The organism is Chthoniobacter flavus Ellin428, from assembly GCF_000173075.1.
Lineage (GTDB): Bacteria > Verrucomicrobiota > Verrucomicrobiia > Chthoniobacterales > Chthoniobacteraceae > Chthoniobacter > Chthoniobacter flavus.
In genome coordinates, this window is record NZ_ABVL01000004.1 from 156999 (window position 1) to 183890 (window position 26892).

The window sequence follows — 26892 nt, forward strand, 5'->3', positions numbered from 1 at the left end:
ATGGTTAAAAATACCCCGAAGAAGCGTAAAGGTCCGCGCATCTCTACCCAGTTCATCAAGCGACTTTCGTCGTGGTTGGTGCTCTCTACCGCGCTGACGCTGGCTGTCCGTTCCGCATCCTCTCTGTTCTGGGATGCCGATCAAAACGCCACTGGCAACGTCACTGATGGAACCAATCTCGGTGGTACGGGTACCTGGGATTTAAATTCCACCGCCAACTGGTGGGATGGAAGCTCGGCCAGCGATACGCAGTGGCAAAATGGGGACGCTGCCACGTTTGTCGGACCGAGCGGAACGGTGACTTTGGGGACGCCGATTATTGCTTCGGGACTGACGTTTAATTCCGCTGGATTCACGCTTGCGGGGACGGGATCCAATGTCATTACGTTGAATGCGCAGCCGGCCACGGTGGATGGACGGGTGAACCCGACGATCATGGCGAACGCTTCGGCGACGATCAGTGCGGGGCTGGCGTTGAATGGTTCGCAGAACTGGACGGTTGGACCGCTCTTCCAGCGGCTCATCGCCACAGGGAAAATCACGGACGCTCTCAACGTCGGCAGTATTTACAAGACCGGCAATGGCACTCTCGTCCTGGGCAACGCCAATGCGTCGACCACGCCGGACTCCTTCTCGGGGATGGTCACGGTCGTCAAGGGCCTGCTCATCGTTCGCGATCCGTCGGATCTCGGCACGGGAACGTCCACCGTCCAGATCGGTGGCGATCGCACGCTGGGCGGCGGCACGCTACTGCTGGCGCCCACGAATCCCTTTGCTCCGACGACCTTCAACCGGAATTTCTACGTCCAGGGCGGCGGTGTGCCCACCGGTAATGTGCTCAACAACGGGGGGGGGCTGAATGCTCTCTCGCTGGGCGCTCTCTCCACGGTTGGGCCGATCACCATCAATGGCTCGATCACCACCTCGAGCTTCTTCGAAAATCGCATAACCGCGACCTTCGGTCCGCTCACGTTGAACGGCCCCCTGGTCCTCGGCGGGACGCAGGATCTGGTGCTCTACGGTGCGGGTAATATCATCATCAACGGCCAGGTGCAGGGCGCGGGCCGTCTGGTCAAGACCCAGGCGGGTTCACTGGGCATTACCTTGTGGCTCACGAACACGGCCAACGCCAGTACTGGCGGTCTCACGGGCGACATTCGTATCGACAACGGCACCGTGCGCGTTTCGGATGGACGTCAGCTTGGTGCTTCCACCACGGCCACGGCCATTCGCTTCAACGGTGGCACGCTCGAAGTGCGGGCGGACGCGGCCGCGGTGCCGACCTTCCTTGGTCATAACGTCAGTACCGTGGACAACAACGGCACGATCTACCTCGATCGCGCGATTGGCGGTTCGAGCATCAACCAGACGGTCACCTTCGGCGCCTTCCAGTTCGGCAATAGCGGCCGGACGCTCACGCTGAATGGTCGCGACGGTTACAGCTTCTCGATTGGTTCCCTCGGCGCGCTGTTCGGTAACTCCACCGGCAACAACTTCGCGTTGACGACCGGTTCTATCAATGGCCTGACAACCTTCAACGGCAACACCACCATTGGTGATTCCGGCGGCGTTCGGAACCTCACCTTCACCACAACCGGCGATGCCGTGTGGAACGGCAGCCTGCAGCAAAATGCCGGTTCGGCGGTCCCGGCCTTTATCAAGTCGGGCGCTGGTACGCTATTCTTGTACACCAGCAATTCGAATGTGAATAGCGTGGGCACCACCGCGTCCACCACGCTAACGGTGGCCAGCAATGTCGGCATTGCGGTCGGGCAAAGCGTGAGCGGCACCGGCGTCCCGGTGGGGACCACGGTCCTGGCGATCAATGGTAACACGGTCACGCTGAGCCAGGCGGCCGGTGTGGCGAGCGGCGGCGCGGTGGTTTTTGCCGGCAGTATCAACACCACCGCCTCGGCGACGACTTTGTCCAACACCATGACGCTGGCCAACACGGCCGGGCTCACGGCCGGTGAATTGGTCAGTGGCGCCGGGGTGGCGTCCGGGACCATCATTACGGCGATCAATGGCAACACGGTGACGCTCAGTCAGGCGGCCGGGGTGGTCGATGCGACCAGCCTGAGCTTCGGGGGCGGCACTGCGACCACCAGTTCCGCGGCGACGACGAATGTATCAACGATCACTGTGGCCAGCGCCGCGGGTATTTCGGTCGGTGAAGAGATCACGGGTGCAGGTATTCCGGCCGGCAGCACGGTGACCGCGATCGCCGGCAACGTCCTCACGCTCGATCACCTCGCCACTGTGAGCAGCGGTGCGGCTTTGAGTTTCGGCGGCATGACGATCACTGGCGGGACCACGATCAACGGCGGCACCCTGGTGGTGAACCAGATCGGCGGCGCCTCGGGTGGTTCGCTGAACGGCGTGGCCGGTGGTGTCCTGAACATCAGTTCAGCCGCGCTCAACTACGTCGGCGCCCAAGGCACCGGCGATGGTGAAACGACGGCCAAGGTCATCAACCTGAACAACACCGGCAGCGGCCTGATCTTCGCCAATCAGACGGGCAGCGGCTTGGTGTTGACGAGCAACATCGCCTCGGCCGGATCGTCCGGTGCGGCCAAGACTTTGTTCATCGGTGGCGTTAGCACCGCGACCAATACGATCAACGGTGTATACTCGAATACCTCGGTGTCGGGAGTCAGCACGCTCTTCAAGGTGGGTACGGGTACGTGGTTGTACTCGCCGTTGGCTTCGAACTACGTCGACCCGAATCCGTCGCTGGTCGGTGCAACTACGACGACCTCGGCCGGCACGGCGGTTGGCAATGCCACCTTAACGGTAACCAGCAGCGCTAGTTTCGTCGTTGGCCAGGCGATCACGGGCACGAACCTGCCTCCGGGGGCGTTTATTGCCTCTATTCCGGATGGCACTCACATCGTCCTGAATACGACCATTCCCACGACGGCGGTGGCTTCCGGTATTACGATCGGTTCTTCCAGCCTTGCTGCTCAAGTGGCGACGACCGCTTCGGCCGGCGCAAACACGAATGTCATTACCGTCGCCAGCACGGCGGGATTGGTGCCCGGCCAGGTGGTGACTGGCAGCGGCATTCCTTCGGCCACGGTCATCACCTCGATCGTGGACGCAACCCATTTCACGATTAGCACCGCTCTCGGTGGTACGGTGAACAGCGGCACGACCATCTCGTTTGGCGCGGTGCAAAACTTCACCGGTGATGTGCAGATTGCGGGTGGCACGCTGCAGATTCAGCCGACGGCGGCGACCGGCCACGGGTCGGATGTCATCAACGACACCAGCCGGATCGTTTTCCTCGCGGACACACTCGAGGGGAATACCGGCGCTTATGCCAATGGCACCTTTGAATATCTCGGCCTGAGCGGCGCCAATACTTCCGAGACGGTGGGCCAGCTTATTCTCTCCGGTGGTAGCAACGTTGTCAAAGTCACCCCCGTGGGAGCGGGTGGTGGCGCTACCCTTACTTTCAATGGTTCGACCCTGCGCTTGCCGGGTACGTCCGTGAATTTCGTGACCTCGACCGGGAACATCGTTCTCAACTCCGCGCCCATCGGTTTGGTGGGCGGCTTCGCGTACTATAATGGGGCGGACTTTGCTTATGTTCCCTCGGTGGGAGGGGCGTTGCGCGCTCCCGTGTACGGGACCGATGCGGGCTTCAGTCCAGTGGATACCATCGCGGCGAACACCAACGTCATGCTGGCCACCAGCCAGACCCTTGCCTCGTCGACGACGCTGAGCAGCCTCAAGATGACCGGCGCCGGCACGACGCTGACGTTGGCTTCCGGTCAGACTTTAACCCTCGATACCGGGGCCGGCGTGGCCAGTGGCATCCTGGTTTCGGGCGGAAATTCCGTGACCATCACCGGTGGAACGGGCTTGACCGCCGGATCGGCGACGGCGGCCGGGGGAGGCACGACCAGTGGCAATCCCACCATTGCAGTGACCAGCACCAGCGGTCTCCTGCCGGGGATGGCAATCAGCGGCAGCAACATTCCGGCCAACACCGTGGTGCTCGCGGTGATCGACGGCACGCACCTGTTGCTGAACCAGAATGCCTCGGCAACGGGCACTGGGATTACCTTTACGTTGGGTAGCGATCTCGTCTTCCGGACAGATTCGGCCAGCGATGTGCTGACCCTTTCCACGCCGATCACCAATACGACCAACTTCGGCATCACGAAGGATGGCGCTGGCACCTTGATCCTCAATGGGGCGCAGGCCTACAACGGAACGACCACCATCAACGAAGGCACGATCCAGCTCGGTGTGGGTAGCCGTCTCGGTGGCGGTGCGGTCAGCAACAACAACAATCTCGTTATCCGCGGGGGCGCCACGCTCGACGTCAATGGGCAGAGCATCGGAGTCGCCGGCTTCAATGGAGCCGGTGTGGTCACCAACAGCGGTGGCAGCGCTACCTTGACGATCGGCAACAACAATCAGGGCGGTACTTTCGACGGCGTCATCCAAAACGGCGCGGGGACGCTGGGATTGACCAAGGCGAGTGGCAACACGATCGCGCTCACCGGCGTGAACACCTTTACCGGCCCGCTGACCATGGCCGGGGGCACGCTGCAAGTGACCCAACTGACGGATATCGGTGTGGCCGGCCCGCTGGGCCGTGGTAATACGTCAAACAACGCCGGCAGCCTCATTTTCAACGGTGGCATCCTCCAGTACACCGGTGCGCAGGCCAACATCTACCAGACGACCCAGAGCCCGTCGGTCAGTTTCAATCGTCTGTTCTCCTTGCAGGGGAACGGCACCTTTGCTTCCGACGGCACCTTCGGCAACGTCGGCAACGGCACCGGCGGGACAGGCAACAATGCCGCGGTGATCTTCAACAACACCGCCCCGGTGGCGTTTATCGGTACGGGCACGCGCACGTTGACCCTGCAAGGTGGCTCGCAGGGCGACAACGAATTCGATCCGCAGTTGATCAATAACCCGAATGGTGGCGGCGCGCTGTCCCTGACCAAGGCCGGCAGCGGCTTGTGGATTCTGAATCCGGCAACCTCAAACACTTACTCGGGAGCGACGACAATTACCGGGGGCGCCCTCCAGGTGGCGCCGTTGTCGGCGGCGGTGCAAGGCTTGTCGGCCAATAGCAACCTCGTCCTCAACGGCGGTGTTCTCCAAACCACCGGCCTTTTCAATCAAGCCCTTGGGACAGGCGCCGGGCAGGTCAATTTGTCATCGGCCTTCGGGGCGTCAGGCTTCTCGTCCTCCGGTGTTGGTGCGAGTTCCAGATTGGTTGTCTCCCTGGGTGGGGGTGCTACTATCACGTGGGGCACTCCGACCTTTAATCTGTCGACTTTGCTTTTGAGCAATGCCACTGCGCTCGGGGAAGTGGAGTTCGCAAATAACATGGTCCTCAATGGCCAGGGTGTTGCCGCGACTCCCACTGTCACGACTAACAATGGCAGCGCGACAATCACAATCACCGCCGGCACCACGACTGGCCTGCAGATTGGACAGGTGGTTACCGGGACAAACATTCCGGCTGGCTCTATCGTCACCAGCATTGTCAATGGGACCCAGTTCACGATCAGCGCCAACGCCACTGCGTCGGGAACCGGGATTTCGGCGAACATCGCGGCGGGCGGTTTCCGTAATATTCAGGTCGATGACAATGGCAATGCCAACACGGATTATGCCATCGCCTCCGGCGTCATTTCGGGAACGGGGTCTCTCGGCAAAAGCGGTACCGGCATTCTCTGGCTGACCGGAAACAATACCTTCACCGGCAGCGGCACGGCGACTGCCGGCACCGGCGGTGTTATCGTTGCCAACGGGACCATCGTCATCAGTGGCTTCGGCAATAACAGCGCCCTCGGCGCCCTCACCCCGGGGGGAACAGATATCCAGGACCGCTTGGTCATCGGTGCGGCAGGCAACACCGGCAGCGTCATTTACGTGGGTAATGGCGAAACCGTCGACCGTATCATCGAGCTGGCCGGCACCGGCGGGACCTCGCGGATCGAGAACGACGGCTCTGGCCCGTTGATCATCCAGCACGTGACCAACACCACCACGGGCGCCAAGAGCCTGGATCTGCGCGGCACCAATGTGGAGCTGAACATCCTCTCGGCCAATCTTTCCAACAACGGATCGAATGTGCTGAATCTGCAGAAGAACGACTCCGGCCTGTGGGAACTCTCTGGTAACAACAGTGGCATGACCGGCGTGGTGACGATCAACGGCGGTGTTTTGATTGCTACCAACAGTTCCGCGTTCGGCACCGGCACCCTCCAGCCGGGCAACGCGGCCATCGAAGGCACGGGTAGCGATCTGAATTTCACCCAGGCGTACACCCAGATCAATAACACGACCACCGTCTTCGCCGGTCCGTCGAATATCACGCTGTCGGGACAGATCCAGCAAACCAGCGGGAATAACTACTTCATCACGAACAGCCTCAATCCCGGCAAGACCCTCACTCTCGCCGGCGCCGTCACCAACGGTGACACCGGAACGGCTCGCACCCTGCAAATCCAGGGCGTCGGCACCACCGTCATCACCGGCCAGATCAAGGACCCGAACACGACGGCCAAGCTGACCATCACCTACGCGGGTGGCGCGACGGTCAACGTGGGCCCCGGCACCCTGCAACTCCACGGTTCCGTGGCGAATACCTTCGCCGGCGGTTTGAACCTGAGTTCGGGCATCCTCGACATCAACATGCCGGGCAACCTGACTCCGCTCGGCACGGGAATCTTCGCCTCCACCGGCACCGCTTTCCTTCAGTCGGAATTCGACATGACTTCGACCGGGGGTGGCACGGCGCTGACCATGCCGGTGGCCTTCGGCAACCCGAGCAATACCTCGACTGGTCAGGGCAACCTGATCGTCCAGGGCGCGCACAACTTCGAGTTCACCGGCAACGTGACGAGCGATGACAATAGCAATACGCTGACGGCCAATGGCGTGAACGTGAAGTTCTCGGGCGCGAGTTTCGGGCTGCTGGGCAACCAGACTTCGCGCACGTTCACCGTTACGGGTATCGGCAACGTGGAGATCGTAGGATCGATCGTCGACGGTGGCGTGCCCACGAACGTCAACACGACGACCACCGCCGGCAACCCCACGGTCGTGGTGGCCTCGGCGACCGGTCTCGTCGTTGGCCAGTTGGTGACGGGCACCGGCATTCTGCCAAATACCTTCATCACGGCGATCAGCGGCACGAACATCACGCTGAACCAGGCGCCGACCAGCGCCCAGACGAACACCTCGATGAATTTTGCTGCCGTGGGCAGCTTGACCAAGAGCGGGACCGGCACACTCACGCTCGACGGCAACAGCACCTATCGCGGCACGACCACGATTAACGACGGCATCCTGCAGGCCAACGTGACCGGCAGCAACACGCCGCTTTCTCCGTCGGGTCTCATGACCCTCGCTGGCGGCACCTTGAATCTCAGCCGCACGGACGCCCTCACGTCCACGCAAACGACGGGCAACATCTCGTTCGCCACGAACACGTCCTCGCATGTTGCGATCAATAGCGGGTCGGGCACGCTGAACCTGACCACCGGCAACCTCGTCCGGAATGCGGGGCAGAATGCCACGGTGGAATTCACCCTCCCCACGTCGGGCACCGTCACGATCGGCAACGCTTCCGCCATGGGTGGATGGGCAACGGTGCAGAGCGCCAGTGGCAATTTCTTTGCCACCCGGAACGCCTCGAACAATCTTGTCGCTCTCACTTCCACCGTGAAGAACGACGTCTCCACTTGGGTGGCGGGCGATAATGTCACGGACGATCACACGAGCCCGACCACAGGCTATCACGGTACCTTCACGCTGGGGATTGGCGTCAATACCATCCGTTTCGACGGCGGTTCGACGAATTCCACGGTGACCATCGGCGACGGTTACACTCTGAATGTCAGCAACAACGGCATTCTGGTGACTTCCAATGTCGGTGCGGGCAATGCCCTGATCACCGGCGGCACCCTTGGCGGCAACGCCAGCGTGCTGGCGAGCCAGCTCGTTTCGGGCAGTTCGACCATCACGGTAGGCAGCACGGCTGGCCTGGCGGTGGGTATGTCGGTCAGCGGTTTGAACAACGCCGGCTCGGCAAACATGTTCCCGACCGGCACGGTCATCACGGCCATTCTCGATGCCAACACCGTGGTCGTCTCGGGAGCTTCGGCGGTCAACTCCAACGGGCTGCCGCAGAGTGTGATCTTCGGCACGAGCGAACTCGACGTGACGCAGAACAACCTCGGATCCGATTTCACGATCGCTTCCGCTATTCGTCAGCCTGATCGCTCGACCACCGCGGGTGTTCCCGTGGCGGTCGTCAAGGCGGGACCGGGCACTCTCGTGCTTTCGGGCAATAACAGCTACAATGGAACCACCCAGATCAACGAAGGCACGATCAAGGTCGGCAGCGCCACGGCGATTGGCTCCTTCAACGTCGGCAACAACATCCAGGTCTCGACGGTCAACCTGGCCAACAAACCGGGAACGAAATTCGATCTCAACGGCGTCGACACCACCATTGGAAACCTCTCCGGTGGCGGCACCGACGGTGGTCTGGTGGCTTTGGGCACGCATAACCTGACTTTGGACATCACCGGCAGCACGACCTACGCCGGCGCAATCACCGGCTCGGGCAATCTTATCCTCAACGGCGGCGTGAACACGGCGACGTTGACCTTGAACACCACGGCGAACAGCTCGTTCACCGGTCAGGTGATCATTGGCAATGCCATCCTCGCGTTGAACAACGGGACCGTCTTCAGCGGCCAGACCCTCTCGAACCTGATGGGGGCGACCAGCTTTACCATCCAGAATGGCGGCGGTTTGCTGATCGACAACAACGGCAGCCTGCCGGTGAGCCGCATCAGTTCCACCGCGCCGATCACGCTGTCGAACACAGCCCCGAGTGGTACTGCGCCCAATGTCGGTCTCTCCACGCAGACGGACCAGTCTTTCACCACCGCGCCACGCATTGCGCAAGTCGGATCGGTCACTCTGGTCTACGGTGAGAATACCGTGCGTGCGGCTGCGGTTAATACGGCCACGGGCGCCAATCCGATCCTGGACATGGCCAGCCTCAGCCGGGGAGTCAACAATGCCACGTTGGCCGTCCTGGCCAACAATCTGGACACTCCCCTGGCCACGCTGCGGGGCGACGTGCTCGTGGACAACTCGGCCCCGATCATCGGGCAGTTGATCGGTGGCGGCAGCCAGATCAGTGGCACGCCGAACATCAGCATCCTTCCGTGGGCAATGGGTCAGGCGATCACCACCAACACGGCCAACGCCGCCTTCGTGGGCAACGCCTTTGTCACCTACAGCACCACGGCTGGCTTCGGGAATGGATTCCGCGCGCTGACCAATTCCGAGTACGAGCAGTGGACGCCGACTGGCGGCACGACGTTGACCAACAACGTCCGTTATGCCGGGACGACCGATCTGAATCTCACGGGATTGCCTACGACCGTCCCCTCCATTGCTGCCAATGTGAGCACGATTACGGTCGCCAGTGCCGCGGGCATGTTTGTCGGGCAGAACGTGACTGATTTTAGCGGTACTATTCCGTTTGGGACAAAGATTACCGCCATTAACGGCAACGTACTCACCCTTTCGAATAATACGAACTTCGCGGGAACCAATGTCTCCCTGACGATGAACGGCCACCAGATGAATGCGCTGTTGCTGGATAGCACCGGAGCTACCGGGAACGTCAATGTCACCGGCAATGGGTCTAATGATTTCTTGAACGTCCAGAGTGGCGCGTTTCTGTTCCTTGGCACCCAACCGATTACCGTCAGCGGTTTCGGTGACGGCTTCTCCTCGGGCATTACCACCGGGACCAACAACGAATACATCTTCCACGTCCAGAATACTGCGGCCGCGGGAGTGACGATTTCCTCCGCGTTGACCACTCCCAATGCCTCCTTGACGAAGGACGGAGTGGGGACACTCATCTTCGGTATCGGTGCTTTTAACTCTGGTCTGACGGGAAATATCTACCTGAACCAAGGCTTGCTTGGGCTCGTCGGGAGTACCAATGGCATTGGCGGCGATTCGTCGCCCGGACAGATTATCCTGCAGGGTGGTGGTCTCATGACCCCTGCTGGCGGCAGCTTCTCCACGTCCCGTAACCTCGTTCTCAATCCAGGTGGTCCCTCGTCGTTGGCCGGCGCTTACAACCTCTCGACCCCGCTCTCTGGCAACACCATCGATGCGGAGGGAACCGCCACGATTACTTTGGATGGCCAACTCGTGGACGGAACTGGCGGCCCCGGTGGTTTGACCAAGACCGGCACGGGATTCCTGACCCTGGAGGGTGGCTCTCCAAATACCAATACCGGCCTGGTTGGCGTCTTCGAAGGCACGCTGAACCTGTCCAAACCGGGTGGGCCGGGCTTTTACGCGATTGGCTCGGGCGGCCTTTCCATCAACACTTCCAGTACCAGCGGTTTCGGAACCGCGACGGCAGTGCTGTTGGCAGATCAGCAGATCGATCCGACCGCCACCGTCACCATCTACTCCAATGGCACCGGCAATATCGCCTCGCTGAACCTGAACAATCATGTCCAGACCATTGGCTCGGCGACGAGCGAGTTGATTCTGGGTGCCAACACGGGTTCCGGCGTCCTTCTCAACACTGGCGCGACCGGAACGTTGATCCTGGGTGGCGATCTGGTCATGACGAACAATCGCGATGCTGCCGACGGGACTACCAACGCCCGCGGTGTGCTCATCACCGGTTCAGGTAACACGGGGACTGTGTCCTTCGACGGTACTTTGGATCTCGGCGGTGCGGTTCGAAATATCACCGTCACTTCTACTGCCTCGCTGGCGGGCCAGGGCCCGATCAATGGCGCCGGCAACAGCGGCGGCGGTAACGACGATGGCAACCGCGCGGATGCCACGATTGAAACGGTGGTCACGGATGGCGGTATCAACAAGCTGGGCAACCGCGTCCTGCGCCTGACCAACAACAATACCTACAGTGATGTCACCACGATTCGCGAAGGTGCGATCCGTATTTCCAGTAATCAGGGTCTTGGTATTGGCGACGGCAGTGCGGGCACCGGGACGACCGTGTACGATGGGGCCTCGCTGCAGTTGGAAAACAACATCATCGTCGGCAACACCGCGTCGAATAACGAATTGCTGACCTTGTTCGGCAACGGTGCCCTCGGGACCGGCGCCATCGACAGCGTCGGCGGTGCGAACGTCTGGAAAAGCCAGATCACCCTGGGCTCCAATACGAGCTTCGGCGCGGATGGCACCGGCGAGTTGGTCACGACTGGCATCATCAACGGTGGCAGCTTCGACATCACCAAAGTGGGCACGGGTGCGTGGTTGTACGATGTGGATGCAAGCAGCACTTTGGGGAACCTCATCGTCGCGAATGGGTACCTGGCGGTGGCCAATGACGCCTCCGGTCTGCATGGCAAAACACCGACGATCCTCAGCGGCGGCGGCATCGGCCTCTTCTGGGATGGTAATGGCACCGGCGAATCGGAGAACTACACGTTCCCGGCGTTCCCGGCGAACTTCCAGGGCAACTTCGGCATCGAAGTGAGCCGGACCGGCTTGCCCACGGCGAATGGCCTCTACACCACTCCGTCCAACAAGAGGATTCAGTACGACCTCGCGAACCTGCCGACGATCGCGAATCAGGTCATTACGGTGAACAACGCGAACGGTTACAGCCTGGTGTTGACCAAGACGGGTGCGCTGGATCTGACCAACGACAGCCCGAATTTCAACGTGGTCAACGCCACGGCGTCGAACCTGATGCAGGGCCTGATTCTCACCCCGCAGATCACCGGTTCGAATGTCAACCTCATCAAGAGCGGCAACGGCACCCTCGTGCTGGCGAACAGCACGAGCAGTTTCACCGGGAAGATCACCATCAACTCCGGTGTGCTCGCCGCGGGTAATGGGAACAATGATGACGACAGCCAGTTGGGCGCGGCCAGCAACGAGATCATCCTGAGCCCGACGTCGGGAACCTCGACCTTCCGGGCCACCGACAACATGACCTTCAACACGCGCGTGATCCAGCTGGCCAATACGGCCAACGCCCGCGCGATCGAAGTCGTCGTCGGCAAGACGTTGACGCTGAATACCGCGTTTGATCTCAATAGCGGAGCAGGCACTTCGGCGAGCCTCGTCAAGAACGACAACGGCACCCTCGTGATCAACGCCAGCAACCCGACCTGGGCGGGCACCACGACGATCAACGCGGGCATCATTCAGATCACGAACCCCACCGCCTTGGGCATCGGCGCCATCAACATCGCGCCGAATTCGTCGGCTTCCGGAGCGTCGCTGCAATTGTCGAGCGCCACCGGTTTCACCCTGCCCAACGCGATCCTCCTGCAGGGCAACAACAACCAAGCCTTCGGCGGTATCAATTTCGGTGGCCAGCTCGAGAACGTTTCCGGCAACAACACGACGACCGGTTTGTTGACCACGAACTTCGACGCCGCCATCGGTGCCGATGCCGGCTCGACGATCAACATCAACGGGGGAATCAACGACCCGACGACCTCGGCCCACGCCTTTATCTTCACCGGGGCGGGGACGATCAACCTGAACAGCGCCATTACGTCGGCCACGGCGACGGCGAACCAGTACTTCAGCTACAACAAGTATGGCACGGGCACGCTGAACATCACGTTTGCCGAGCCGACGATCATCACCAGCAACCTGACCTTCTTCCAGGGCACGACGAACTTCACCGGCGCGGGTTCCCTGAACCACGACGCGGTCACCGCCCAGGTTTTCAACGGCGCAACCCTCGTTCTCGATAACTCCGGGACGATTGTGAACAATCGTCTGGGCAGCCGTGCGATCTTGTTGACGGAAGGCAGCTTCAATTTCATCGGCAATGCGACGACGGCAACGGGTGACTCCATGACCACCCTGCAGATGAATGGGGAGGCGCACTTCACGATCACCAATAACGGCGCTCCGGTGACGGAGACCTTCACTGGGTTCACGCAAAACACCGGCAGTTCCATGGAGTGGGAGATGAATGGCGGCACTCTCGGTGGCACGGATAAGATCCTCTTCACCGGCGCTCCCGGCCTGACGAACGGCCTGCTGTCGCGCACCGTCGTCATCAACGGGTCGAACTTCGACTTCGGCACCTACAACAGCGACGGAAAGACGGCCAATACTAACGGTGTCCAGGCATTCGCGACCTACAACACGTCGAACAACCTGAACCTGGCGCTGGCGACGGACACGATGAAGATCACCAGCAATGCGCAGATCTTCGCTTCGCGGACGTTGAACGCGTTGGCGTTCAACGGCGATGGCCTGACCGTCACCGGTGCGCCGGCCAGCATCCTCACGCTCACCAGCGGCGGCTTGCTCGTCACGGGAGCGACCTCCACGGGAGATACGTTGAACATTCCGGTGATCAGCTTCCCCGGCACGACGGAAGGCCAGATCCACATCAATACCGGATCGACGCTGACCTTGGGCAGCGCGATCATCGGCACGGCCGGCTTAAACAAATCGAACGGCGGCAACCTGCTCCTGACGAGCCCGCAGTACTACTCTGGCAACACCTGGTTGAATGACGGTGAATTGCAGTTGGTCGCCCACGGGACGAACACGTTGCTCGCCAACCAGTCGTTTATCGGCAACGGCGGTACCCTCGATCTCAATGGCGGCAGCCAGTATATCGGCCAGCTTTCGAGCGCCATCGTGGGCGCCGGTTCCGGCACTTTTGCCGGTGCGGGCAGCACGATCACCTCGACTCTGTCAGGGGCCACGCTCGTTACCACCAGCAACACGAACAGCTCTTTCGGTGGCCTGATCACCGGCAGTCTGTCCTTCAACAAGGCAGGCACCTACTCGCTGGCGGCGTACAGCAACGAGAACTTTACCGGCGCGACCGTCATCAACGGCGGTGTTCTCAACTTGCTCGACTCCGGTTCGCTTTCGGCCACGACCTCGATCGAAATCGACAACGCCACGTTGCAGATCAACAACCAGGGCATCCTCGGCCTCGCCGATCGGATCAACGACAGTGCCCCGGTCACCCTGAATTCGGGTAACATCACCTTCTTGGGCCGCCAGCAGACGGCCTCCACGGAAACGTTGGGAAATGTCACTCTGGCTTCGGGCATTAACACCATCCAGGTGTCGCCGGGCGGCACGGGCGTCAACTCTGCCACCTTGACGTTGACCAGCCTGCAAAAGGGCGCGACCCAGGCAGGCATGGACGCGATGCTCAACATCTCCGCGTCGACCGCGCTGGGCACCATGGGCAGCACGCCGCAGCTTCTCATCCCGGGATTCAATGGCGGAGCCAAGGAGGCCTTCCTCGGCGGCTGGGCGATCGTCACGACCAGTTCGACGACGGCGGAATTCGCCGGATACGACCCGGTCCTCGGCATCGGTGCGCTGAACGCGCCGGGTTTCGCCGGTTACGACGCGGTGTTCCTGCCGGCGACAAGCCAGCCCACGCAGAACATTCGCACGACGACCAATATCGTGATCCCTGGGGGCACTGGCGTTCTGCAGGTGAACTCGTTGAACATGGTTGGTAACATCAACGTGACCTTCAACAGTTCGACCGACACTATCGACCTGACCAGCGGCGGCCTGCTGAAGAGCGGTAACTTTGGCAACACTTTCGGCACCAACCCGGGTGAAGGTAACCTGACCGCGGGTAATGGCTCTGGTCTTGCCGATCTGTACATCTACAGCCAGCAGAACAATTTCTTCCTCAACTCGAATATCATCGACAACGGCCCCGTTGGTGGCCCCGCCCTTAATCCGGTGCGCTTGGTGTTGGCGGGCAGTGGCCTGGTTACCCTGAAAGGCTTTAACTCCTATACCGGTGGCACCGTCATCGATGGCGTCAGTGCAGTGGTGAGTTCGTATCTGCCACCAGGCGGAGTCACGGTGAACAACGGCACTTTGACAGTCGCCCCGACAGTTGGCGGGAACACCGGCATCGACCCTGCCAATACGGTGACGCTCAACAACGGCCAGTTCACCTTCAGTGGCACCAGCAGTCTGGCAGGCCTGAACTTGAATACCACCGGCGCGGGGACCACGTTGGTGACGATCAATTTGAACGGGACGAATCCGTCGAATCTGATATTGACCGGCGACATCACCGCGACACCGACCAGCGTCGGCACTCTCGCTGCCGCCGCGACCATTGGCGGTGCCGGTAACTTGGATTTGGGAAGCGCCACCCGCACGGTGAACGTCGCTCCGACCCTGATCAATGGCGTGAATGTGGCCCCCTTGCAACCGGGGCTGATCATTGGCGCCCAGATCACCGACCACTTTGACAATACCACCAACCCGGCCACATTCCTGTCGGCCAATGGGATCGTCAAGACGGGCGCAGGCGTCCTCCAACTCGGTGTGGCGAACACGGTCTCGACCAGCACCTTCTCGGGTGGGGTGGACTTGCAAGTGGGTTCGCTGCTCATCGCTGCTTCCAGCACTCCGGCCAGCGGTGCCACGGTGACGAGCGGTCCCTTGGGCACGGGCACCCTCACCATTCACGACGGGACGACCTTGCTCGCGGCGCAGCTCACCGGTGGGCAAATCGTGGGCGTTGGTAACGCCTACACGATCCAGGGCCTCACCTCCGGCAGCACGTCGGCCGCTTTCACCTTCGATGGCCCCTTCAGCCTGCAGTTGAACGGCGCCTTGAGCATCAGCTCGGCTACACCTTTGGTGAAAGAGCTCGATATCTCCGTCATCAACCCGAACATGACGGCGGCCTTGGGCGGCGCCATTGATTCGAAGGTCACCAACATCGTCAAGTCCGGCTTGGGAACGCTGGTCGTCAACCCGAACTATCAGGGCACGATCACCGTGGATTCCGGTGCGATTTCGCTCTTCGCCGATGGCGATGGCACCAGCACGCCGCAATTCATCAATTTCAACACCCTGACCCTGCAACAGCCGTCCACCATCAGCGTGGGCCGCCTGGGTACGTCCTTCCTGCCTTACTTCACGCTGGCTTCCAACAAGACCATCGAACTCGTCTCATTGGTGACGAATGGCAATCCGGTAACGGTGAACAACCAAGGTGTGGCGGCCGGCCCCGGCAACGGCGGCTACGGCCTGCAGGTCGATGGCGACATGGCTCTTGGCGCGGACCAGACTTTCAATGTCAGCACGGCCACGGCTTCGAATGTGGTTCAAGGTCTGACCTTGAATGGCGTGGTCTCCGGTAACGTGAACCTCGTCAAGGGTGGTAACGGCACCCTCGTGCTCGGGAACGCCGGCAACACCTTCGGTGGAGCGGGCAAGAGCATCGACATCCAGGGCGGTGTCGTGGCGATCAGCAATGACCTCGATCTGGGCGATTCCAATAACGTCGTCAACCTGGACGTCATCGGGGCGCAGACCAACCTCTTCGGCCTGCGCGCGACTGACAACGTCAACCTGGCCTCGACGCGCATCATCAACCTCGGTCAGGCCAACAACGGCATCGAGGTCGTGGCCGGCAAGACGCTTACCGTCAACCACGCGTTCACGCTCTCCGCCACCACCAACACGCTGTTCAAGAACGACGCCGGTGTCCTCGAACTCGCGGCCGACAACTCCGCCACCGGTTGGTCGAATACGAACACGACGCAAGGCGGTATCAATATCGCCTCCGGTGCGGTGCGGTTGAGTGCGAATGGCGCAGCCGGCGCCTCGACCAACCTGATCATCGTCTCGCCGACGGTCACGGGCGCGGCCCTGCAGTTGAACGGCGGTATCACCGTAGCCAACCCGATCGTCATCAACAACAGCACCGCGACCAACCAGGGCTTCGGTGGCATCAACTTCGGTGGCGAACTGGAGAACTTCGGGGGCACCAACACCACCAACGGTGTCATCACCATGTTCGCGGATGCGGATATCGGCGCGGATGCCGGCAGCGTGCTGAACATCAACGGCACGATCAACAACCCGACCACCACGGCGCGGGCCTTGATCTTCACCGGCGATGGCACCATCAACCTGAACAGCAATGCCACGGCGGGCACGACCACGGCCAACCAGTATTTCAGCATCAACAAGTACGGCCAGGGCACCCTGAACATCACGACTGCCAACGCGGTCGTCTTTACCAACAACTTCACGGTCTTCCAGGGCAAGATCTCGCTCAATGGCGCCGGCGCGCTGACTTTGGGCACGAATATTGCCGCCACCGTCAATCCCGGTGCGACTCTGGAACTCAATGACCTGGGCACGAACGCCACCAACCGCCTCGGCGGGCGGGGCCTCACCTTGGTCGGAGGTAACTTCAACCTCATCGGCAATGCCTCGGCCAATACCAGTGATTCGATGGGCACCCCGACGTTCAATCGTGGTTACTCGATCATCACCGTCACGGCGCAGACCGGCGAGCAGGCGAACCTCAAGTTCACCGCCACTAACAACAGCGTCGCCCCGGCGCAATCCACGGCCGGCTCTGGCGCCAGCATCCTCTTCCGCGGCACCAATCTGGCGGCGACGGCGACGGCGGGTTCGGCGACCATCAGCGACAGCCTCGGCTTCACGTTCAACGGCCAGACCGGTGGCACCGGGCAGACGAGCAAGGGCATCATGCCTTGGGCGTTGGTCGACACTTCGGCGACCGGCAATGGTCTGTCCTTCGCCACGACCGATGGCAGCGCAGGCTCGGGAAATGGCACGGCGAACGCAGGCATCCGCGTGCTGGCCGCGAATGAGTACGTCTACAATACGGTCACCGCGAACAACAACGTGCTGATCAATACGGGGACGGTCAGCCTCACCGCCGCTCCGTCCTCTGCGGCGAACTCGTTCACCTTCGACAACAGTGCGAACCTGTCGATGAGTTCGCTCGTCCCGCTGAGCAACAGCAGCGGTGGTATCCTTGTGCGCAACGGCAGCTCCAGCATCAGCGGTGGTTTCATCAACCAGACCAACGGTTTCTCGCCGCTGAATATCTGGACTCTCGGCAACCTGACGATCAACAGCGTCATGAACGGCGGTAATGGCTTCGGCAACGGCAGCCCCAGCATGATCAAGGCTGGGGCCGGAACGCTGACCCTGTCCGCGCCCGCCAGTTACGTTTATACCAATAACAGCGGCAACACGCTCACCGGCCTGACCATCATCAACGGGGGCACGCTCAAGCTCAACAGCGGGACGAACACCCTTTCCTACAATAACTTCCTCGAAGTCGGGCTCGGCGGCACTCTCGACTTGAATGGCAATTCCCAGTACGTCGAGGGATTGTTCACCGACGGTGCGCTCGCGGGGACGGGCGGAACGATCACGGGTGATGCGAACAGCAACAGCACCCTCATCGTCAACGCCGACAATACCACCCGGAATTTCGCCGGCAACCTCACTGGCGCCCTGAGCTTCCAGCGTTCCGGCCAGAACACCCTCAGCCTCTATTCCAACAGCGACTACACCGGCATCACGCAGATCAGCGGTGGTGTGACCGTCCTGCGTGACAAGGCGCAGTTGTCTGGCACCACGCAGATCGACCTGAACTACGCCACGCTGTTGGTCGACAACAACGTCGGCGTGCAAGACCTGTCGGATCGCATCAACGATACGGCGGCCATCAACCTCCGGGGTGGCAGCCTCACGGTGGTCGGGCGCGCGCAAACCGCGTCCTCGGAAAAACTCGGCGTCGTCACGGCGATGCAGGGTTACTCCACCATCCTGGCCAACGCTGGCGCCGGCCCTGGCCCAGCTTCGGTCGATGTGACGTTGCAAAAGATCGCCCAGGGAAATGTGGATGGCGTGCTCAATTTCAATGGCCAGATCAACGGAGGGAGCAATGGGCAGACCGTTTTGGGTCTCATCGGCAGCAATCCGCGGATCGAGATCACAGACGTCTCGAACCTGACCAACCTGAGCACTACGCATATCATCGGTGGCTGGGCCGTGGTGAACGGCACGGAATTCGCCGCCTATAATGCGACTTACGGGGTCGGAGCGCTCACCCAGGCGGGCTTTGCTGGTTATGACTTCAACCAGTCGACCTTGCCGCTGACGGTGACGCCGACGCAGAACCTGCGCCTTACCGCGAGCACCACCATTCCGGATGCGGGCCTGGTGATTAACGCCTTGAGCTTGCGGGGTACGTTTGACACCAACATGACGACCAACGCGGTGTTGAACGTGGTGAGCGGTGGCTTCATCGCCAACCAAACCAGCAACAGGCTGAGCAACCTCATTGGTCAAGGCTACTTGACGGCGGGTGGCTCGCAGACCTCGGGCATTGCGCCGTTGTATCTCTACAACACTGCAAACACCTACACGATCAACGCCAACGTGATCGATACCGCGGTCCCGCAGGGAACCTTTGGCCCGGTCGCAACCGGGGCGCACGTACGCTTGATCATCTCGGCCACGGGCGGCGCCGTTTCGCTGGCGTCGGCGAACAACGGCGCGGGCAGCGGCAACAGCTATACCGGCGGCACCGTGCTCAATGGTGGCACGCTCAACCTCGCCACGCCGGCGTTGCTGCCAGGCTTCGTCATTCCGAACTCCAACCCGAACGCGATCGATCCCACGCTGAGCACTTCCGGTTTGATCATCAACGGCGGCACGGTGACCGAACTGAACGTTGGGGGCCAGATCGGTACCGCCAACATCGTTACCCTGAATGGGAATTCGACCCTGAACCTGGTCGGCAACACCAACCAACTCGCTGGCGGCCATTACGACACCGGCAGGATCAACGACCCGGTGGCCGGCACGAACACGTTGGCGGGCCTGGTCTTCAACGACAACGGTGGCGGAGCGACGAACCCGATTGTGAACACCGGTGGCGGCACCTTCACGGCCACGGGGCTGATACCGGCGACGGTGAACGCCCCCGGCGTTCTGGCCTTGACGGGCGATGTCAATCACCAGGCGATCACTTCCAATCCGAGCAACGTCGGCTCCATCGCCACGGTGGCCGGGCGCATCACCTTCAGCACCGATTCGAACGAGATCATCACGGTCAACCCCTACAACTTCAACGTCAACGACGTCGCGCCGATCCAGTCCGGCCTGAATATTCAAGGCATCATCGGGACCAACGGTTTCATCAAGCAGGGCCTGGGGGTTCTCGGCCTTTCCGGGCAGCAGATCTACACCGGCCTCACCGACGTCCAGCAGGGCACCATTGCTATTGAGATCCTCAACGGCGGCAGCCGCTACTCCGACTACCAGTTGGACGCTGGCACGTTCTTCAACTTGAACGCGATCAGCACGGCCATTGGTTCGTTGACCGGCAGCGGCACCGTCTTCAACTCGAGCGGTATCACCAATGCAACCTTGCAGGTCGGCTTCGATAACACGAATAGCACCTTCAGCGGGCAGTTCAGCCGCTTCAGCGATGGTGCTGCCGGCACCCTGTTCGTGCAGAAGATCGGCACTGGCACATGGAACCTGACCGGTGCCGCGAATACCGCCACTTCCGCCTTGGGTAACTCGGGGATCAACGGTGGCCTGGCGGTGAACCAAGGCGAGGTTTTGTATAACGGCAATGGCACTGGCGCCTGGTCGAACTACACGGTCAACGCCGGCGGCACGCTCGTGCTGGATAACTCCGGGACGAACATCAACAACCGTCTCGGTTGGGCGGGCGGCACGGCGACCATCCCGAGCATTTCGTTGGTCGGGGGCCGGATGGACGTGATCGGCAACGCCAGCGCACCGACGACCGAAACGGCGCAGTTCTTCGCCAACAGTACTTCCGTCAACGGCATGGGGATCCTGAACCTGGGTGCCGAATGCGAATCAACCGCTGACCTTCGCGAACCTCGCCAACTGGGGCTTCACCGCTGGCCAGACGCTGTTTATCCTCGGTGTGAATGTCACTCCGGACAGGCGGTGGGAGCGGGGCAAGCGGTCTACACGTGGCCGTTGATGAACTTCAACGGCGGCCAGGGCAGTTTGGCGAACGGCACCGTCACGACCCAGGTGCGTCCGGATATCGTTTTGGATCCGCAGAGCAACGACATCGCCCAGACCAACACGGGCATCGCGTTCTCCACGAAGGATTCGGTGACTGGCATCGTACGTCCATTGGCGGCGAATGAAATGCAGACGGCGGCCAACTTCCTCACGAGTGGTAGCGCTTCCACGACGAACTACTCGCTGAACGCGGGGGTCACTATCGTGAACAACCAGTCGTCGAACACGATCCGCCTCGAAAACGGCGGCGGCATCTCGATTGGCACGGCGTCGAACTTCGGCCTGCTCAACACCACCGGCGGCGTGATCACGGAAACGCTGAATTCCAACGGCATCATTGCTCTTCAGGGCAATAACGGGATCAACGTGGGGGCGCTCTCCGTCACTCAAAAATACCCCGTACCTGTTCTGGGTGGAGGGGGCCTCGACCACCCTGAATGTGACCGGCTTCATGTCGACCGCTTCGGGTCAGACCCTTCAGGGTCTGACGAAGTCCGGCCTCGGTACGTTGAGGCTGAATTCGCATGAATTCTACACCGGCCAGACGACGATGAACCAGGGCACCCTCGTGCTCAACGCCGGCGACAACACCCTGCTCGTCAATCCTTCCGGTGGTGCGCCCACCGTGGTGAATGTGCTGCTCAACAACGGCACCATCGACCTGAACAATAACAGCCAGGCTATTGGATTCCTGGCCAGCAGCGACCCGATCGCCGGAACGGGCGGCACGATCACCAACAGCGGGGGGACGACGGTCAACCTGACCAGTGCCACGACGTCGAGTCTCACCTTCGCCGGAAGCATCACGGGTAACTTGAACTTCCTTAAATACGGGAGCAGTACGCTGACGCTGACCAATGCGAACACCTATAGCGGAATCACAACGCTGGCAGGTGGCACGACGACCCTGCGCGATAGCGGCACGATCGCTTCCTCGGTGATCAACCTGAACTTCGGAGGTCTCACCCTCGACCAGAGCGGCCTCAATCCGGCAGGCAATCCCAACTTCCAGCGCCTAACCACCACGAGTCCGAATGGCGTCTCCCTGAATATGCGGGGCGGCACGTTCCTCATCCAGGGTGGCGGTTCCACCGATTCCGTTCAAGAGTTGGGAACGGTGACGGCTTTGGGTGGCCAGAACACCATCCAGGGTTCCCCGATGATCAATCAGGGTTCCACGATCACGATGACCATCGACAACCTCGTGCATACGTCCAGCAACGACACGATGTTCAGCTTCGTCGGGTTCGTGGGCAGCTCAGCCAACATCACGGTCAACGCGGGCACGATTGGTGGCAACTCGCTGAACGGGTTCACCCACATTTACCTGAACAACATCAACGGCTCGACGTTTACGCAGACGAGCATGCTGAATAACATCATCGGTGGTTGGGCGATTTCCGATGGCTCGACCTTCGCGACCTACAGCGACACGCTGGGTGTGGGCAGCATGGGTTCGACCGGCTTCGCCAATTTCGATGGCACGGATGTCTCGGCGGCCACCACGGCCTCGCAGAACATCAACGACGGTAGCAACCGCACCATCACCGCCAGCCATACCGCCAATACCTGGCGCATGGCTCCGGGTGCAGCCCAGACCATTACGCTGGGCAACCTCGCCAGTCCGGTCACCCAGGGATTGCTCACCGGCTTCATTACCAACGCCGGGCAGACGATCTCCATCAACGCCGGGGATCCCGGTTCGCAGCTCACCTCCACGGGAACGGACCTGTACGTATTCATCAATCAGGCCACGACCAACATCAACGCCCCGATGGTGGGAAGTCAGGCTCTGGTCAAGGCGGGCGGCGCGACGCTGTCGCTGACCCCGGCCTTCTTCGTGGGCAGCAATACCACGACCGGTAGCAACGTGGTGACTCCGACTCTGGCGGTGAATGGCACTGCCGTGAGCTCCGGCAGCAGCACGATTACCGTCACGACTTCGAACGGCTTGGTCGTCGGTCAAACGATCAGCGGCACCGGCATTCCGGCTGGCACGACCATCGCGAGCATCAATGGCACGACGGTTACCCTGTCGGCCAATGCCACCGCGAGTGGAACCAATGTGGGTCTGACCGCAAACAGCACGGTTGGCTTCCAGGTGGGTGAAGTCGTCAGCGGCAGCGGCATTCCGGTAGGCTCGGTGATTACCAGCATTGGGCTCACCAGCTTCACCATCTCGCAGAATGTGACGACGGGTGCGACGGGCACCCTCCTGGCCTTCGGCAATGATATCGTCAACAACACCTTCAAGAACGACAATACCTACACGGGCGGCACCTTCGTCCAGTCCGGTACGTTGAACCTGAGTGGCTTGATCGGTTCGACCGTCATCCCGGGTGACCTCACGATCAACAACGGCACCGTCAACATGGTGTCCGTTCTCCGGGCAGATCAAATCGACGAGCAACATCACCCGTCAACGGTGGCGGCGTGTTGAACCTGGTCGGTATCAATACCCTGAACAAGCTGACCTTTGCCGATGTCGGCGGCAACGGCACCCCGTCGGTGAACGCCAATGGGATGGCCATCACTTTGACCACCACGAGTGGCAGCCCCACCATTACGGTTCCGTTCACCAACGGCTTGGCGGTGGGACAGAGCGTGACCGGCACGGGCATCCCGGCTGGGACGACGATTCTTTCCATCGCTGGTAATACGATCACTCTGTCCGCGAATGCGACCACGAGTGCTTCGAACAGCCTGTCCTTTGGCGGTACTCTGACCCTCACCGACGCGAACGCGATTACGGCGGTGACCGATAACTATGCCACGATCCCGACCGTCTCGGCTTCGCAGGGTCTCGTGTTCAGCAATGCGGCTCCGGTGATCAATGTCTCCGGTGCTTCGATTGGCAACCTCCTCATCTCCGCGCCGATTACCGGCGCGGGTGGAGTGATCACCAAGACGGGCACGGGCGTTCTCATTCTGAGCAGCAATGCGGGTACCTTTAGCAGCGGCTTCGAGGTGCAGAGCGGCTCATTGACCCTGGCCAATAACAGCACGGGAACCTTGGTGAACCAGTTCATGAGCGGTCCGCTGGGCACGGGAACTCTGGTTCTCGACACCGGCACGACGATCCAGTCGGACGGCACCGGGCGCACGCTCCTCAACCCGGTCACGATCAACGGCAACGTGACCTTCGGTGGTGGTACGGCGGGCAACAACGTCACTCTCGCTGGTCCGGTCAATCTCGGCAGCACTACGCCCACTCTGACCGTGACCAATCCGTTGGTGACGGCGGCGCTGGCTGGCCCCTTGAACGGCACCGCCGGCCTGACCAAGAACGGCAACGGTATCCTCGTCCTCTCGGGCCAGAGCACCGCTTACAGCGGTCCCACCTTTGTCTCCAGCGGCGTCTTGAAACTGGGCGTGGCGCAGAACCTGTCCCAGTCCGAACTCATCATCGGCAGCGGGGCGGGTGGCACGGTCGGAGCGGCGTTCGATCTCGCCGGCAATGCGGCGACCTTCGGTTCGCTGGCCAGCGACACACCGACCACGGGCGGCTTCATCACCAACTCCTCCGGGACGGCGGCGACGCTCACCGTGGGCGTCGATAATACGTCGACCACCTTCGGCGGCACTCTCAGTGCCGGTTCGGGCGCGCTCAACGTCACCAAGGTCGGCACCGGAACCCTCACCTTGACCGGCACGAACACGCTGACCGGCGCGCTCACCGCCGCCGGCGGTAGCCTGGTCTTCGATTACACGACCAATAACACCACCAAGCTCGGCACTGGTCCCCTCGGCCTGTCTGGCGGCAACCTGACGTTGCTCGGCAACGCCACTGCAGCGACGACGCAGACGGCGGCTTCGACCCTCGTCGGCCCTGGCCTCTCCAGCGTGACCCTCACGCCGGGCTCCGGCCAGACGCTCACTCTGAATACCGGCGTCATCTCTCATGCGGGCGGTATCGTGAACTTCGCCGAACTTCCGACGGGCGCGACGGTGAATGTCGGCGCCACGCCGCTCTTCAATGGCCTCCTTGGCGCCTGGGCGACGATCTCGGTGGGCAGCAATACCTTCTTCGCCAGCAAGGACATCAACAACAACCTGATCGCTTCCTCGAGTACCTACGGCAATACGGCCAAGGATGACATCACCACTTGGAAGATCGCGGACGATGTCAAGGACTCGACCGGCTACATCAACACGATCGTCGGCGGCAATGCGGTCAATTCGATCGAGTTCAACGCGAACGTCGCCAGCTCGAATGTCGCGATGGCTTCGAACGTCACCCTCGATGTCGCCTCCGGTGGCATCCTGATGACGAGCAATGTCGGCGCGAACAACCGCACGATTTCCGGTGGTGGATTGACCGCGGCCAGCGGTGAACTGCTGGTCACGCAAAACGGCACGGGAACGCTGACCATCGGGTCGAACCTGACCGGGGTCTCGGCGGCGCAGAACCTGACGGGCAGTGCGGCGAGCTCGAACCTCGCGTTCACCAAGTTCGGCACCGGCATGGTGATCCTCTCCGGCAACAACACCTACACCGGCAACACCACGATCAACCAAGGCACCGTGCAACTCGCCGGTGGTCACGCGATCGGTGATTACTCGACTGTCGTCCTCGCCAATACCGCCGGGGTCACTCTCGACCTGAACAACACCACCGAGACCGTCGGCCCGCTCCAGGGCGGCGGGGCGGTCGGTGGCACGATCAGCATCGGCACCGGTTCGCTGACCAGCAACCACCTCAGCCCGTTCTTCAACGTTGGCGTCAACACCATCTACAGCGGCGCGATCACCGGCAGCGGCAGCTTCATCGTGAATGGCTCGGGCAGCCAGCAGCTGGATACAATCAGCAACACCTTCACTGGTGCGATCGCTGTGACCGGTGGGGCCAACCTCATCCTCTCCGGCTCGGGCGTGAACAACTTCAGCCAGGCGTCGAGCCTCACCGTCAGCGGTGCAAGCCTCACCCTGGACTACAACGCCTCGACGACGAGCGGGGACCGCCTGTCGGACACTGCTCCGGTGACCTTGAGCAACACCGCCTTCCAGGCCAACAGCCAGTACGCGGGCTTCAATGGCGCCATCAATGGTCTGACTCTTCAGACCAACGTGGCCGCTGTCCGTAACGAAACGATTGGCGCGATTACCCTCGGCGGTGGCGCCAACCAGATCACGGGCAACACCTTCATTGGGACGACGGCGGTGACCGATGCCCTCGTCAATCTGACCGCGGCCAGCCTGACTCGGACGAACGCCAGTACCTTGGTCATCCGCGGATCGAACCTCGGCACGGTCGCATTCGGCACGAACCAGGGCGCCACCGTGGTGCTCAACACTGCTCCGACCTTGGTCGGCGGCACCGGCGCGGCGGGTACCACCACCATCCCGATCCTCCCTTGGGCGGTCGCCGATACCAGCGCGAACTTCACCGCGGCCAACATGGGCTTCGTCACCTATGGCACGTCCGGGGCCAGCAATGGCTTCCGCGTTCTCAGCACGGCCAACGAGTATGAGAACCTCGCTGCCGGCGGCGGCGTGACGCTGCTCAACAACGTGCGTTACTCCTCGGGTTCGAACCTGACCATGACCGGCTCGAGCCACACGATGAATGCGTTGTGGCTGGACAATACCTCCACGACGGCGGCCATCACCGTGGCGGGCTCCGCTACCGATAGCCTCAATGTGCAGAGCGGTGCGTTCCTCTTCACCGGTACTCAGGGCATTACGCTCAGCACCTTCACCAACGGCATCACTACCGGCACGAACAACGAGTACATCCTCAACCAGTTCGATACGAACACCGTGACCATCAGCGCGAGCCTCACCACCGCGAATTCCACGGTGACCAAGACGGGCAACGGTCTGCTCGTCCTTAGTGGGACGGGCAATACCGTCACCACCTACAACTTGAACCAGGGCGTATTGCAGGCCAGCGCCGCGACCAACCTGGTCTCCAGCGGCACGACCACGCTGAACTTCTACGGCGGCACGTTCCGCTTTGGTGCGGTGTTCGATCTCTCGGCCGACACGCTCAACTTCAAC

The 26892-nt window shown here is 61.3% G+C and carries 3 protein-coding genes (1 of these 3 cut by a window edge); all 3 read left to right on the plus strand.

Translation table 11 applies throughout. The features are described from left to right. Tightly spaced (each overlapping or abutting the next), the 3 genes in view from CFE428DRAFT_RS08505 to CFE428DRAFT_RS08510 form a layout consistent with a single transcriptional unit that may run on beyond the window. The gene (locus CFE428DRAFT_RS08505; protein WP_006979103.1) at window positions 1-21420 is read left to right on the plus strand and encodes an autotransporter-associated beta strand repeat-containing protein; all 21420 of its coding nucleotides are present in this window, start codon (window positions 1-3) and stop codon (window positions 21418-21420) included. Further along, window positions 21344-23332 carry a beta strand repeat-containing protein gene (locus CFE428DRAFT_RS35545; protein WP_157447458.1) on the plus strand — a complete coding sequence of 663 codons (1989 nt, stop codon included), beginning with the start codon at window positions 21344-21346 and terminating at the stop codon, window positions 23330-23332. The genes CFE428DRAFT_RS08505 and CFE428DRAFT_RS35545 overlap by 77 nt, the downstream gene beginning before the upstream one ends. Further along, window positions 23326-26892 carry the 5' portion of an autotransporter-associated beta strand repeat-containing protein gene (locus tag CFE428DRAFT_RS08510; RefSeq protein ID WP_006979105.1) on the plus strand. 5622 nt of this gene lie beyond the right edge of the window, so only the first 3567 of its 9189 coding nucleotides appear in the window; the start codon lies at window positions 23326-23328; its stop codon lies beyond the right edge, outside the window. Before CFE428DRAFT_RS35545 ends, CFE428DRAFT_RS08510 begins: the two co-directional genes overlap by 7 nt.

Excerpts from the sequence above, each read along its gene's own strand:
- CFE428DRAFT_RS08505 (WP_006979103.1), top strand. The coding sequence starts at position 1 with ATGGTTAAAAATACCCCGAAGAAGCGTAAAGGTCCGCGCATCTCTACC.
- CFE428DRAFT_RS35545 (WP_157447458.1), top strand. The coding sequence starts at position 21,344 with ATGTCGACCGCTTCGGGTCAGACCCTTCAGGGTCTGACGAAGTCCGGC.